The sequence below is a fragment of the Pseudonocardia sp. EV170527-09 genome (assembly GCF_008369905.1).
Lineage (GTDB): Bacteria > Actinomycetota > Actinomycetes > Mycobacteriales > Pseudonocardiaceae > Pseudonocardia.
Genome location: NZ_VRMC01000066.1, coordinates 18,764 through 32,086 on the forward strand (window position 1 = coordinate 18,764; position 13,323 = coordinate 32,086).

The 13,323-nt window shown below is 74.8% G+C and carries 15 protein-coding genes; 5 read left to right on the top strand and 10 right to left on the bottom strand.

Features of this window, described 5'->3' with window-relative positions:
• Positions 1-19: 19 nt before the first annotated feature.
• Together FVA95_RS19540 and FVA95_RS19545 are read right to left on the bottom strand one after the other, a co-directional pair.
• Positions 20-445 (bottom strand): DUF4383 domain-containing protein, encoded by a 426-nt coding sequence (locus tag FVA95_RS19540; RefSeq protein WP_149665473.1) that lies wholly within the window; start codon positions 443-445, stop codon positions 20-22.
• A 102-nt stretch (positions 446-547) separates the two neighbouring features.
• On the bottom strand, positions 548-1,435 hold the full coding sequence (locus FVA95_RS19545; RefSeq protein ID WP_161992360.1) for a nicotianamine synthase family protein: 888 nt from the start codon (positions 1,433-1,435) through the stop codon (positions 548-550).
• A 118-nt stretch (positions 1,436-1,553) separates the two neighbouring features.
• Between FVA95_RS19545 and FVA95_RS19550 the strand changes: the two genes are divergently transcribed.
• The 3 genes from FVA95_RS19550 to FVA95_RS19560 are packed head-to-tail and all read left to right on the top strand — an operon-like array spanning position 1,554 to position 3,178.
• A complete protein-coding gene (locus FVA95_RS19550; protein ID WP_149665475.1) occupies positions 1,554-1,883 on the top strand; it encodes a multidrug efflux SMR transporter in 330 nt (109 codons plus the stop codon).
• Positions 1,876-2,430, top strand: a complete 555-nt coding sequence (locus FVA95_RS19555) for a TetR/AcrR family transcriptional regulator (RefSeq protein ID WP_149665476.1) — start codon at positions 1,876-1,878, stop codon at positions 2,428-2,430. Before FVA95_RS19550 ends, FVA95_RS19555 begins: the two co-directional genes overlap by 8 nt.
• Positions 2,431-2,458: 28 nt before the next feature.
• Positions 2,459-3,178, top strand: coding sequence for a metal-dependent transcriptional regulator (locus FVA95_RS19560; protein ID WP_240051609.1), 720 nt, complete (start codon positions 2,459-2,461; stop codon positions 3,176-3,178).
• Positions 3,179-3,242: 64 nt separating this feature from the next.
• On the opposite strand, the gene FVA95_RS19565 is transcribed toward FVA95_RS19560, so the two are convergent.
• From FVA95_RS19565 to FVA95_RS19595, 8 genes are all read right to left on the bottom strand, one after another.
• Positions 3,243-3,788 carry a Dps family protein gene (locus tag FVA95_RS19565; protein ID WP_149665477.1) on the bottom strand — a complete coding sequence of 182 codons (546 nt, stop codon included), beginning with the start codon at positions 3,786-3,788 and terminating at the stop codon, positions 3,243-3,245.
• Between the two features lie 34 nt (positions 3,789-3,822).
• Positions 3,823-3,972 carry a hypothetical protein gene (locus FVA95_RS30905; RefSeq protein ID WP_161992361.1) on the bottom strand — a complete coding sequence of 50 codons (150 nt, stop codon included), beginning with the start codon at positions 3,970-3,972 and terminating at the stop codon, positions 3,823-3,825.
• 62 nt (positions 3,973-4,034) lie between these two features.
• The gene (locus tag FVA95_RS19570; RefSeq protein WP_149665478.1) at positions 4,035-4,397 is read right to left on the bottom strand and encodes an STAS domain-containing protein; all 363 of its coding nucleotides are present in this window, start codon (positions 4,395-4,397) and stop codon (positions 4,035-4,037) included.
• A complete protein-coding gene (locus tag FVA95_RS19575; protein ID WP_149665479.1) occupies positions 4,394-5,530 on the bottom strand; it encodes a B12-binding domain-containing protein in 1,137 nt (378 codons plus the stop codon). Before FVA95_RS19575 ends, FVA95_RS19570 begins: the two co-directional genes overlap by 4 nt.
• On the bottom strand, positions 5,527-7,176 hold the full coding sequence (locus tag FVA95_RS19580) for a PP2C family protein-serine/threonine phosphatase (protein WP_240051610.1): 1,650 nt from the start codon (positions 7,174-7,176) through the stop codon (positions 5,527-5,529). Before FVA95_RS19580 ends, FVA95_RS19575 begins: the two co-directional genes overlap by 4 nt.
• A 118-nt stretch (positions 7,177-7,294) precedes the next feature.
• A complete protein-coding gene (locus FVA95_RS19585; RefSeq protein ID WP_149665481.1) occupies positions 7,295-8,449 on the bottom strand; it encodes an AI-2E family transporter in 1,155 nt (384 codons plus the stop codon).
• 46 nt (positions 8,450-8,495) lie between these two features.
• Complete coding sequence (locus FVA95_RS19590; RefSeq protein WP_149665482.1) at positions 8,496-10,040, bottom strand: cell wall metabolism sensor histidine kinase WalK; 1,545 nt, start codon at positions 10,038-10,040, stop codon at positions 8,496-8,498.
• Complete coding sequence (locus FVA95_RS19595; protein WP_149665483.1) at positions 10,037-10,741, bottom strand: response regulator transcription factor; 705 nt, start codon at positions 10,739-10,741, stop codon at positions 10,037-10,039. The genes FVA95_RS19590 and FVA95_RS19595 overlap by 4 nt, the downstream gene beginning before the upstream one ends.
• Before the next feature lie 136 nt (positions 10,742-10,877).
• Between FVA95_RS19595 and FVA95_RS19600 the strand changes: the two genes are divergently transcribed.
• Both FVA95_RS19600 and FVA95_RS31395 read left to right on the top strand, forming a co-directional pair.
• A complete protein-coding gene (locus tag FVA95_RS19600; RefSeq protein WP_149665484.1) occupies positions 10,878-11,396 on the top strand; it encodes a CvpA family protein in 519 nt (172 codons plus the stop codon).
• Positions 11,397-11,482: 86 nt separating this feature from the next.
• Positions 11,483-12,172 carry a hypothetical protein gene (locus FVA95_RS31395; RefSeq protein WP_149665485.1) on the top strand — a complete coding sequence of 230 codons (690 nt, stop codon included), beginning with the start codon at positions 11,483-11,485 and terminating at the stop codon, positions 12,170-12,172.
• Positions 12,173-13,323 lie beyond the last annotated feature (1,151 nt).

The window sequence follows — 13,323 nt, forward strand, 5'->3', positions numbered from 1 at the left end:
GTCACGCCCCGTCCAGGTGTCAGGCCGCGGCGGCTCCGTGGCGGGGCGGGCGCACCACGGGACGGCCGCGCAGCAGCGTCGCGCAACCGATCATCGCGACGGCGACGACCACCAGGGCCGCACCCACGACGTCCGGGGCGACGGCGGCGCTCAGCAGCGCGACGACGCCGCCGGCCGCGAGCACCACCCGCGACGCGACACGGGAGCGCGCGCAGACCAGCCCGGCCAGCCCGGTGACCAGGTGCAGAACGTTTTGCAGCAGCGACACCGGCAGCAGCCCGGCGAGCACCGCGGTGCCCACACCGGGCAGCACGGCGAGTTCGCCCGAGGTCACCCCCGGGACGAATCCCAGGGCTCCGACCAGCAGGAACGCTACGGCGAACGCCGCAGCGACCGGCTGTACCGGGGTGAAGGGCCGGGAGAACCCGCCCGTCGTGCGCATCATCGACCCGACCTCCTCGGTCCGTCGTCCTCCGGCGCGCCGCTGCGCCCTGTCGGACGGCGGTTGCCCGGCCGGACCCGCTCCCAACCCCGGGAGCGACGCACCTCACGTGGCGGCGCGGGCCACCAGGACGGAGTTGACGACGTCGGTGCGCGGGTGCACCTCGAGGAGCACGTCGAGTGCGGGCAGGTCGGCCGGGACGATCTCGGGGTAGAGCAGCGTCCGCAGCCCCGCGGCGGACCGGACGAGCAGGGTCGCGCCCGGGCCGGTCGCCGTGACCAGCCGGGCGGTGATCGCGGCCTTGGCGGCGGCGTCGGCACCGACCAGTGCCCCGACGAGCACGAGGTCGGCCCGCCCCAGCTCGTCGGCGAGGGCGGGGGACAGCCGCGGGTCGTCGAGGTCGGCGACCAGACTGCGGACCCGCCCGTCGGTCCCGAGGGCGGCCGCGACCGCGTCCCCCGCGGCGGCGGCAGCCCGGTCCCGGTCGACGTGCAGCACCTGCGCGTCGTGCTCGGTGGCCAGCACCAGACCGGTCAGGGGCAGCGGCCCCGATCCGAGCACGACGACGCGGCGCGGCGCCGGCAGGCCGACGGCGGTCAGCGCGGCGAGTTCCAGCCGGACGAGGTCGTGGTAGTTGCCCAGGTAGGGGAACCGTTCCAGCTCGGCCCGGGCGTCGGGGGCGGCGGCGATCCGGCCCGCCCAGTGGCTCTCCATGTGGCCCTCGCCGGTCGCGGCCAGGGTCCGCAGGGCGTCCGAGTGCGGGGCGACCCGCGCCAGGACGCCCTCGGTACAGCCCGCGGGCGGGAAGCAACAGAGCCCGACGAGCTCGCCGAACGCGTCGTCGGTGTCCGGGGCGGGCCGCAGGTCGGTGCGCTCCAGCCGTCGTCGCAGGGCCACGAGGCGGGACGCGACGTCCGCGACGGAGCCTTCGTCGCGCGGACGGCGGGGTGCGGGGAAACCGGGCGCGGTCGTCCGACTGCTCTGCGTGGTCACGATGATCCACCGTAAGCCAATGACAATCATGTCGGGCTCGTTCGTCCGGGTGGCAGAAAACCTGAGCGATCGCTCTACAATGTGGCCGGTAACGGGACAGAGGGGGAGGAGCCCGGCGATGTGGGGATGGCTCGCGCTCGCGATCGGCGCCGAGGTCACCGGAACGGTGGCGCTGCGGTTCTCGCAGGGTTTCAGCAGGTTGGTGCCGTCGGTGATCACGGTGGTCGGCTACGGGCTGGCATTCTGGTCGCTGTCCCAGGCGCTCGGCCGCGGGATGTCGCTCGGGGTCGCCTACGGCACCTGGGCCGCGGCGGGGGTGGCGCTCGTCGCCCTGATCGGGGTGTTCTTCCTCGGTGAGTCGCTGACCTGGGTCCAGCTCGGCGGGATCGGGCTGGTGATCGCCGGGGTGCTCGCCCTGGAGCTGGGTGGTGCGACCTCGCATGCCTGATCCGACGGGACCGGACACACCCGGGGGCGACGGCCGTCGCCGTCGGGGGGACCGGCGCCGTCGCGAGCTGGTCGAGGCCACGCTGCGGCTGGTCGGCGCGGGCGGGGTCGCCGCGGTCAGCCAGCGGGCGGTCGCCGCGGAGGCGGGGGCGCCGCCCAGCGCGGTCTTCTACTACCACCCCAGCGTCGATGCGCTGCTGGTCGCGACCCTCACCGCGGTGAACGACCGCTGGATCGCCCGGCTCGACGCGGTCACGACCCCCGACGACCTCGTCGCGCTCGTCGAGGACTGCGCCCGTCAGGAGCGGGTCACCGCGATCGCCGAGTACGAGCTGTTCCTGCTGGCCGCGCGGCGCCCGGACCTGCGCGGAGAGCTGGACCGCTGGGACGCCGCGCTCGACGCGGCCGCCGCCCGGCTCCTCCCCGACGACGCCGACCGGCGCGCCCTGCTGGCCGCCGCGGTCAACGGGCTGACCCTCGGCGGGGCGCTCGGCTCGCCGGTCGACGCCGGTCTGCTGGCCCGGCTCTGCGCGGCCGGAGCCGCCTGAGTCCCCCGCGCCGGGATACCGTGATGGCATGAGCGCGGAGCGCCTCTCGGAGTCCGTGGAGAACTACCTGAAGACCATCTTCCTGCTCTCGGAGCGGTGGGAGGGGTCGGTCGGGGTCTCCGCGCTGGCCGAGCGGCTGCAGGTCTCGTCGCCGTCGGCGTCGGGGATGGTGCGCAAGCTCGTCGACGCCGGGCTGGTCGACCACGCCCGCTACGCCGGGATCACCCTCACCCCGGCCGGGCGGGCCTCCGCGCTCGCCGTGGTGCGCAGGCACCGGCTGCTGGAGATGTTCCTGGTCACCGAGCTGGACCTGGCGTGGGACGAGGTCCACGAGGAGGCGGAGGCGCTCGAGCACGCCGTCTCCGACCGGTTGCTCGACCGGATCGACAGCCGGCTCGGGCATCCCCGGTTCGACCCGCACGGCGATCCCATCCCGGCGAGTGACGGCACGATGCCGGTGGTCCACGCCCGCCGGCTGCCGGACCTGCGCTACGGCGAGGGCGGCACCCTGGTCCGCGTCGACGACACCGACCCCGAGGTGCTCCGCTTCCTCGACGCGCACGACGTACGCCTCGGCGACCGGGTCGACCTGTTGACCCGCAAGCCGTTCGAGGGGCCGTTCGTGGTGCGGCTGCGCCGTGACCGCGAGCAGGCCCGCCCCGCACCGGCCGAGGTCGAGCACGAGTGGGGCCCGACGCTGGCGATGGCCCTGTGGGTGGGCGCCGTCGAGGGGGCCGGCTCGGGCTGAGCACGACGGAGGCCCGGCCCCGCACGACGGCGGGACCGGGCCTCGGGATCGAGCGGCGGGAAGATCAGCGTGCGGCGTCGGCCGCGCCCGCCTCACCGCTGCTGCCCTGCGTGTTCAGCGAACCGTCGGCGTTCTCCAGGTGCGCCCGGACGAACCACTGGTACTGCTCGAGCTCGCCCGCCTGGGCGATGAGCATGTCCTCGGTCACCGGGTCGAGCGCGCCGACCTTCTCGATCTGGGTGCGGTGGTCGGAGATCACGCCGGTGTAGACGACGTCGAGCGCGCCGAGGTGGGCGATCGCCTGGTCGCGGCCGATCGAGTAGTCGTCCCAGGTGCGGTCCCTGACCAGTGCGCCGGGGGTGCCGTTCGGCGAGCCGCCGAGGGTCGCGATGCGCTCGGCGACGTCGTCGACGAACCCGCGGACCGCCTCCACCTGCGGGTCGAGCATCTCGTGCACCGCGATGAAGTTCGGGCCGATCACGTTCCAGTGCACGTGCTTGAGCGTGAGCTGGAGGTCGTTCAGGGCGTGCAGGCGGTGCTGCAGGATGTGGACGACCTGCTCGGCGTCGCCGCGCTCGAGGCCGGGGACGGTGTAACGGATCGTGGCCATGGTCTGTGCAGTCCTTCCGTAACGGGTGCGTTGCTCAGGACGCCGCAGGGCGGGGGTCGTCGTCCTCGACGGGCTGGGCGGCGAGATGGACGCCGTCGCCGTCGGGGGTCTCGTCGACCGGGGTGTCGCTCTGCTCGGTCGGGACCGGGTTCTCGTCGCGCTGGTCCTTCTCCGGCGTCGTCATGACAGGCGGGTACCCGGTCGGTGGGATTTCATGTCCGGCGTCGCCACGCCGGCCGAGCGGGCTCAGGTGTCGAGCTTCTGCTCCCGGGCCGACCCGCCGGCGCCGGTGAGGTGCTCCAGCGTGCTGGTGACGCGCAGCAGCCGCTCCAGCGCGGCGGAGCGGTTGTCCAGGTGCAGCACGACCCCTGCGGCGTGGGTACGCCTGCGGACCATCAGCAGCGACGACAGGCCGTAGGAGTCGCAGTACGCGATCCCGGCGCAGTCGATTCGCAGCTCGCGGATGCCGGGCCGCTCGTCCAGCAGGGCGGCGACGGCGTCGGCCAGGGCGTCGGAGGTGGCGTAGTCGAGATCACCGTCCGGCGCGACCGTCACGAGGTCGGGCGCGGGGCTGGTCCAGGTGAGGGACAGCGCTCGCGGGTCGCTCATGCGGGCCTTCCGGTTCGGTGCAGGGTCGTGGCGTCGGTGTCGGCGTCTGTGTCGGTGTGGGCGCCCTCGGTGACGGTCCCGGTCGGGACGGGAGAGCCCGGGCCGCGGGTGAGCGCCGCGGACGCGGTCGCGTGCCGCAGCAGCCCCGCCGCCCGGGGGAAGTCGCGCAGCTCGTCGCCGAGCAGGTCCAGGACCGGGCGCAGGACGGCCACCGGGACCGACCGGGCCTCGAGCACCTCGGCGGTCCAGCCGAGGAACTGCTCGAACAGTTCGGCGTCGCCGGTGTAGAGGGCGACGGCGAGGAAGTCGACCACGTGCCGGACGTCCTCGGCGGTGTGCCGGCGCTGGTCGTCGTCGTAGTCGGCCATCGCCGGGACACGCTCGGGCAGACGGTCCAGCACCGCCGCGACCAGCCGCGGCGCACCACGGGTGACCAGCGTGTACTCCTGGTCGGACAGGTGCGGCAGATCGTCGAGCGGCTGGGCGTGCGGGTGCGCCGGGGCGGGCAGCCCGTCGGCGAGGGTCCGTGCGGCGGCCCGTGCGTCCGGGGCCCAGGCGTCGGCGCCGAGCAGGCGGGCGTAGCGGCCGTCCGGCCCGAACGCCCCGCCGCCGACGATCACCGGGACGCCCGCGGCCTGGCAGGCCGTGATGGTGGCGTGCGCGGTCGGCAGCCGGGTCGCGATCGACGACGACAGCGCCACCGCGTCCGGGCCGGTCCGGTGCAGGTGGGTGACCAGGTGCGCCGCGGGGACCTGCGCACCCAGGTAGTCGACGCTGAACCCGCGCAGCCGCAGCACCTCGGCGAGCAGCCGGGCGGGCAGCGCGTGCCACTCGCCGTCGACGCAGGCGACGGTGATCCGGCCCAGGTCGCCGCGGCGACGACCGCTGGACAGCGCCAGGGTGCTGATCACCCGCTCGTTGATCGCGGTCGCGGCGTGCTCCTGGGCGACGGAGATGCGGTTGGCCGCCCACTCGCGCCCCACCCGCTGCTGTACCGCGCCGATCACCTCGAGCAGCACCGTCTCGGCGTCCAGGCCGTCGCGCAGCGCGTCCACGACGACGTCGACCGCGGTGTACTCGTCGCTGCGCAGCACCGCGTCCCACAGCAGGTCGGTGTAGCGCCCGGGCGTCATGCGGTGTACCTGCCCCGGCTCGAACCACCCACCGCGGTGAGGTGTCGGCCGCGCGGAGCGGTGACCGCGAGGAGGGCCATGTCGTCGTGCGCGTTGCGGCCCACCCACTCGGTGGCGAGCATCTGCACCCGCTCGACGACGGCCTCGGCCGGCATCCCGGCGCACTCGGCGGCCGCGCGACGCAGGCGCTCCTCGCCGAACTGCTCGCGGCCCAGCGGGCCGCCCTGGGCCTCGGTGATGCCGTCGGTGTACAGCAGACAGGTCTCGCCGGGCCCGAGCCGGGTCTCCCACGTCGACGCGTGGACCTCGGGCAGCGCCCCGATCAGCGTGCCGAGCGTCGCCGCGTCCTCGACGCGGCCGTCGGCGCGGATGATCATCGGCGGCGGGTGGCCCGCGCAGGTGAGGCGCAGCCGGACGTCCGCTCCGGCGCGCGACACCGACGCCAGCACCAGCGTCACGAAACGGGCGTGGTCGTCGGACAGCAGCGCGTTGTTGAGCAGGCGCAGCAGCCGCAGGTGGTCGTCGGCCATCGGCAGCAGCGCGTGCACCGCGCTGCGGATCTTGCCGGTGAGCACGGCGGCCTCCAGGCCCTTGCCGCACACGTCCCCCAGCACGGCGAGGGTCTCCTCGGACCCGTCCACGCCGGAGTGCACGTCGTAGAAGTCCCCGCCGACCCGCTCGGAGTCCTGCGCCGGCCGGTAGCCACCGGCGAACTCGACGCCGCAGACGTGCTGCAGCGACGGCGGCAGCAGGTCGCGCATGAGGACCTCGGTGATCGAGGCCTGCTGGGCGAACATGCGGGCCGCGGACATCGCGAGTCCCGACCGGGCGGCGAACTCGCGGGCGGTCGCCTCCTCGCCCTCGCTGAACGGCCCGGCGTCGGCGCGACGCAGGAGCACGATGGCACCGGCCGGGATGCCGTGCCCCGGCAGCGGGGTGACGACGATCGAGCCGACGTCGCCGAACCCCTCCGGTGTCACCCAGGCGGGAGCGACGGCGGGGTCGATCCAGCGCGAGGGGACCGGTGGGAAGCCCTGCAGCGCCTCGGCCAGGCCGGGGACCTCGTCCGGGTCGACGTGCAGCGCCCGGTGCCGCAGCGGGCCGCCGCTCACGGCGTCGACGACCTCGAACTGCCCGCGGGTGCCCGGGGTCATCACGAGCGCCCCGTCGGCCAGCCGGCTCACGGCGAGCTGGGCGGTGACCTCCATGCAGCGACGGAGGTTCAGCGAGCCCAGCAGCGCGGCCGAGGCCTCGGACAGGAACGCGGCGCGGGCCTGTTCCAGGTGCAGCTCGTCGCGGATCGACCGGACGTCGGTGACGTCGAACAGCCACCAGGTGACCGAGCCGTCCTCGTGCCGGACGGGCTGTGCCTCCAGCGCGCGGCCGCCGACGACGTCGGAGAACGCCCGGGGGATGCTCTGGTCGCAGCCACCCGCGGTCGCCAGCCACGGGGCGACCCGGGACACCGGGTCCCCGACGCGGACCCGGGGCAGAAGCGGGTGTGCGGCGTCGTTCGCCTGCATCACGGTCCCGTCGGTCCCGACGGTGAGTGCGGCACAGGGGGCGTTGGTCCAGCGCCGATCGACCACGGCCGGCGCGTCCGGAACTACGGTCGCGTCGCCGGTCGTCGGCTCCAGTTCGGTCACATCAACTCCTGGCCCGGTGCGGGCCGGTTGTCGGCGCCCGGGGAGACCCGGGACGCGGAACGGCCCCACCGTACCCCGCATCCGACCTGTGTCCCTCCGTGGCGCGCAGCGTCGCGGATCAGACCGGACCGGGGAGCGTGGCCGGTCCGGGGCCCTCGCCGCGCAGCGGCCGCGCCGACCGCGGGTCCAACGGGTCGACGGTGCCCGCGTCGCGCAGCGTCCCGTCGCCGGGCCGGCGCAGTGAGCGGACCCCGGCGTCGGCGAGGGTCACCAGCGGCACCGCGAGCAGCGCCCCGGGGACCCCGCCGACGATCAGGCCGGCGCTGATCGGCAGCACCACCGCGAGCGGGTGCAGCCGCACCGACCGGCCCAGCAGCAACGGCTGCAGGATGTAGCCCTCGACGTTCTGCACGATCAGGAGCAGACCGATCACCAGCAGCGCGTCCACCCAACCGCCGGAGGCGAGCGCGACCAGCACCGCCACGATCCCGGTCACGACGGCGCCGACGGTCGGGACGAACGCGCCGAAGAAGATCAGCGTCGCCAGCGGGACGACCAGCGGCACCCCGATCGCCCACAGGCCGACCGCGGCCGTGACTGCGTCGACCGCCGCGACGACGACCGTCGCCCGCGTGTAGCCGACCAGCGACGCGAACGCCCGCCGGCCCGCGACGTCGGCCCGGCGGCGCACGTGCTGCGGCACCGCACCGAGGACGAACCGCCAGATCCGCGCTCCGTCGTGGATCAGGAAGATCAGCACGAACAGCATGAGCAGGGTCTCGGCGGCCAGCTCGCCCGCGGTGCCCAGGGCGCCGATCACGTTGTTCGCCAGCGCGGCCTGGTTGCGTTGCAGAGTGTCGAGCACCGACTGGAAGACGGCCGCGAGCTGGGTGTCGTCGAGCCGGAACGGCGGGCCGGCCAGGCGGTCCCGCAGCGCGACGACGGTCTCCCCGATGCTCGCCGACAGACTCGGCAGCCCGTCGAGGAACGCCGCGACCGCCCACCACAGCACCCCGACCGCCACCGCCAGTCCGCCGGCGACGACGACGCCCGTCGCGACGCCGCGGGGCACCAGCGGTACCCGGTTCACGACCCGGGCCACCGGCGCGAGCAGCGCGGTCAGGATCAGCGCGAGCACCACCGGTACGACGAGCACCGCGAGCTGCGCGATCAGCCACAGCACGACGGCGACCGCGGTCGCGACGAGCAGACCGCGCCAGGCCAGGCTCGACGCGGTCACCAGACCCCGGGGGATCCGCGGTTCCTCGGTCACCGCGGCCTCCTGGAGCGGGTGTCGTCGGGCTGGCGGTTGCGTGACGTCACGACGGTAGTCCGCCGCCCTCGTCCGGGCCCGTCACGGGCAGGGTGAGGACGAAGGTGGCGCCGTCGTCGTCGGGCGGGCAGGTGAGGTCGCCACCGTGCGCGCGGGCGAGGCCGCGGGCGATCGCCAGGCCGAGCCCGGCGCCGCCGCTGTCCCGATCGCGGGCGTCCTGCAGCCGGACGAGCCGGTCGAAGACACGCTCGCGGTCGCCGTCGGCGATCGGGGTGCCGGTGTTGCGCACCGAGACCGAGACGGTCCCGGCCGCCGGGTCGGCCCGGGTGACGACGTCGATCCGGCCGCCGGCGGGGGTGTGCCTGCGGGCGTTGTCGAGCAGGTTGGCGAGAATGCGCGACACCGCCTGCGGGTCGGCGCGCACCGTGGCGGGCTCCCCGCGGCCGTCGACGGTCAGGCCGGGCGCGAGCACCGCGGCCCGTTCGGTCTCGGCGCGGGCGATCCCGGCGACGTCGACCTCCCGGGGCGCCACCGCGGTGCCGCCGTCGATGCGGGCGAGGTCGAGCATGTCGGTGACCAGCCGCCCGGCCCGGCGCGTCTCGCCGAGCAGCAGCTCCAGGCGTCGGGCCCGCCGCGCGGGGTCGGCGTCGAGCCCGGACCGCTCCAGTGTCTCGGCGACGGCGGCGATCCCGGACAGCGGCGTCCGCAGCTCGTGCGCGGCGTCGGCGAGGAACACCCGGGTCCGCTCGGCCTCCTCCCGGGAGCGCCGCTCGGCGTCGGTGAGGGCGTCGAGCATGCCGTCCATCGCCGCGGCCGCGGTGCCGAGGTCGGTGTGCGGGCGGTCGGGCCGCAGGCGTGCGTCGCGTTCGCCGGCGGTGATCCGCCCGGCGAGCGCGGTCATCCGGTCCAGGGGACGCAGCGCGGTCCGCACGACGAACGACACCGCCCCGAGGGCGACGAGCAGGGTCAGCAGCACCGACCCGGCCAGCACCGCGCGCAGGCCGTTGCGGACCTGGGTGACGTCGGCGGCGTCGGCGACGAGCTCGACCTCCGCCCCGTCGGTGGCGTCGAGGGTCACGGTGCGGCTGCCGACGTCCGGCGGGACGGGTGGACGCCCGCCCGGGACCGGGACGGCCGGCACGACGGCGGGGTCGTCGGTGTGCTCGTCCCCGGCGTGGTCGGTGGTGTCGCCTCCGGTGGTGTCGCCCCCGGTGTGGTCCCCACCGGGGCCGCGGTCCCGTCGCCCGCCGGGCGGCGGGGTGCCGGGTGGGCTCAGACCGGGGTCGCCCATGACCTTCCCGTCGGCGGTGGTCACCTTGATCCGGATCTGCTGCCCGGAGAGGCCGGTGACCAGCTCCTCCGGGGTGGCGCCCGCGGCGATCAGCTGCTGGGCCTGCACCACCCGGTCCCGCAGTTCGGAGTCCAGATCGGACTCCAGACGGGCCCCGAGCAGCACGTCGACGAGCACCACCACCAGGACCAGCAGCACCGCCACCACCCCGAGCACCGCGGCGGTGACCCGGCGGCGCAGCGACGGCGTCGCGGTGCGGGCCCGTGCTGTGGTGCGGGCCGGCGCGGCGGCGGAGCTCATGCCGGTCCGCGCAGCGAGTAGCCGAGACCCCGCACGGTGTGCAGCAGCCGGGGGCCGTGCGCCTCCAGCTTGCGACGCAGCGCCGACACGTGGACCTCGACGAGGTTGGGGTCGTAGGCGTCGTAGCCCCAGACCGACCGCAGGATCTGCGCCTTGGACACGGTCCGTCCGCGCTGCTCGGCGAGGTAGGTGAGCAGCCGCAGCTCGGTCGCGGACAGCTCCAGCACCGTCCCCCCGCGGGCGGCGACGGCGGCGTCCGGGTCGAGGACGAGGTCCCCCACCTGCACCGCGGACGGCAGCCTGCCCCGGCGACGCAGCACCGCCGCGACCCGGGCGACGAGCTCGTCGAGCGCGAACGGCTTCAGGACGTAGTCGTCGGCGCCGGAGTCGAGCCCGCGGAGCCGGTCGGCCAGCGCGTCGCGCGCGGTGAGCATGACGATCCCGGCGTCGCCGTGCCCGCGCACGACGTCGATGAGGTCGAACCCGTCGCGCCCGCCGGGCAGCATCACGTCCAGGACGACGAGGTCGGGCCGGAACGCGGCGAGCCGCTCCTCGAACGCGACGCCGTCGACGACACCCTCGGCCACGTGCCCGGCGTCGGCCAGCGCGTCCACGACGGACTCGCGGATGGCGTCCGAGTCCTCGAGCACCAGGACCCGGGTCGTGGGGCCACGGCTGTCGTCATCCTGGCGTGTGCTCACCGGACAAGGGTGCGCCGTGCGGCTGAGGGGGAGCTGAAGGACCCGCCGGATTCAGGTCCGTCTCAGGTACCGCGGGCACTGTCGAGCCGGACACCGAGACGACGGGCCGTCCGGCCCGCGGCACGGAGAGGAAGAGATGACCCTGCTCGACGTGATCGTCCTGATCATCGTGCTGGCCGCCGCGATCGGCGGGTTCCGCCGCCTCGGCGGCGTGGCCCGGGCCGGGCGCCTGCTCGGCCTCGTGGTCGGCGCCGGCCTCGGCGCCGCCTGGGGCTCGAACCTGGCCCGCTACGGGGACACCCCCGACTCGGCCTGGCTGTGGGGCCTGGCCGGGGTGATCGCAGGCCTGCTGCTGGGCTCGCTGGTCGGCGGGTTCCTCGGCGGACTGGTCAGCCGGGTGCTCGCCCGCGGCAAGCTGTCCTTCCTGGACCGCATCGTCGGCGCCGTCACCGGCGCCGTGACCGCCCTCCTGGTGATCTGGCTGGTCTCGTGGGTGGTCCCCGCGGTCGTGAGCGCCGAGGCACTCGCCCCGGTGACGACGATCGTGCAGTCCCAGGGCGGCAGCCGGGTCGTCGACTCGGTGTCCGAGCTGCTGCCCGCGACGACGTCCGCCGCCCGCGACGTCGTCGACGCCGCGCGGCCTCCCGCCGGCTGATCCCACCCGACTCCCAGCGGTCCGTCGTCCGGCGGTCCGCACCCGCCGCTGCCCTGATCCGGGCCCGGCACCCTCCGAGGAGAACCATGAACGACGAGAACCGCACCCCCGGCGACGACGACCGCCCCACCGACCGGCAGCCCCCGGTCCCCGCCGACGAGACCCCCACCACCCGGACCCCGAGCGCGCACGTCGGGGACGACGCGCACGGGGAGGGGACGGCGGCCGCGGCCTCCGACGCGGGTGACCCTCCGCGACGACGCCGGTTCGCCGCCCTGCGACGCCGTTCCGCGCTGCCTGTGGTCGCGGCCGGCCTGATCGGCCTGGTCGTCGGGGCCACCGCGAGCGGGCTGATCGTCGGGACCGCGTTCGCCGGTCCGGGCGACCGCCCCGACCGGACGGCCATCGCCGCCGACGACCGTGGCCCTGGTGGCCCTGGTGGCCCTGGTGGCCCTGGTGGGCACGGTGGCCCCGGTGGGCACGGTGGTCCCCGTGGGGAGGGTGGTGGTCCGGGCCGCGGCCCCGACGGTGCCGGCCAGGGTGGCCCCGGCGGTCCCGGTGCCTGCGGTCCGGCCGGTGGACCGGGTCGTGACGGCGGAGCACCGCCCGCGCCGCAGGCCGGTGCTCCGGTGCCGCCCGTCCCGGCAGCACCGGGTGCCACGGCCCCGGGCCAGGGCCGCGCCCCTGCTCCCGCGGCACCCGCTGCTCCGGGTGCGCCCGCTGTTCCTCCGGCACCCGGGGCGCCTGCTGTTCCCGCGGCACCTGCCGCCCCGTGACCCCGGACTCGCGGTGGCGCCGACCGGTGTCACCCGCACGGGAAAGGGAAGGGAGTGCTCCTCGTCGGATCGCGTCGCGCATTCGCCCCCGACGCGCTGCAGGATCCGACGAGGAGCACTCGACGGACCAACGCGCCGGAACGGGCACGGATACCCCCCTGATGCGGTGAAGACACCGGGCTGGAGACCACCATCGGTCGTCCTCGCAGGTCAGACGGGTCGTCACCCTGTCGTCGTGACGAAGAATCCATGGGCCGTGCGCGCCAGCGAGCATCGATCGCGCAGAACCGAGAGGCCGGTGCCGCCCACTGCGAGCTCCCGCGACACGGAGCAGGCCCGCGACGGTCGGGCTCGGGAGCCCGGCCCGCAGCCGCCGGGATCGCCCCCGGGACCACCCCTCGTCGGAGGCCTCATCGACCTGTTCCGCAGGACGTCGGCCGACGGTTGCCCACGGGACCGCAGCGGACGGTTCCGCCTCGAGGTGGACGACGATCGCCGACGGTGGGCAGGACCGGAACCCGCTCTCGTCGCCCGCGAGGGACCTATGGGCGGTGCGCGGTCGGGCTGCCCGGTCGACGGCCGACCGGGCACGGCGACACCGGACAAGAACGTGTCGGCAGACTGCGACGGTGACCTGACTGCGCAGGTCACGGGCCGATTCACGACCTGAACGGATGGTGGCCCGACCACCGAGAAGACCACGTGGACAACCCATCGCGAAGAGACCGTGGTCGGCGTCACACAGATCGGTGATCGTCGGTATAGCCAGGTGAGTGGGTGTCGGTAACTCGGCGTTCGCCCTCGTGCACCGCAATGACCTGCGACGACGTCTGATGTTCGCCCCGTGGACCCCCCGGTTTGACGGCCCCGGACACCGTGCCGTAACTTTCTTCCTGTCAGCGAGTGAGCTGGACAGGACGGGCCCTGAGTGGTTCGGTCAACAGGCCCCGCGGACGACTGACCCCCGGTGGTTCGCCGAGTTTCTCGGTGTGGTTGTGTTGGTGGGTCGAGGCGATCCGTCTTCAGGATCCCGCTCTCTGTTGGAGAGTGTGGGTGATTGCGGTGCGGGTGTCTTTTGAGAACTCAACAGTGTGTCGAGCTATATAATCGGTTTGGCGTTTTGTGCCAAATTTGTTTGTTTGGTTGCAGCA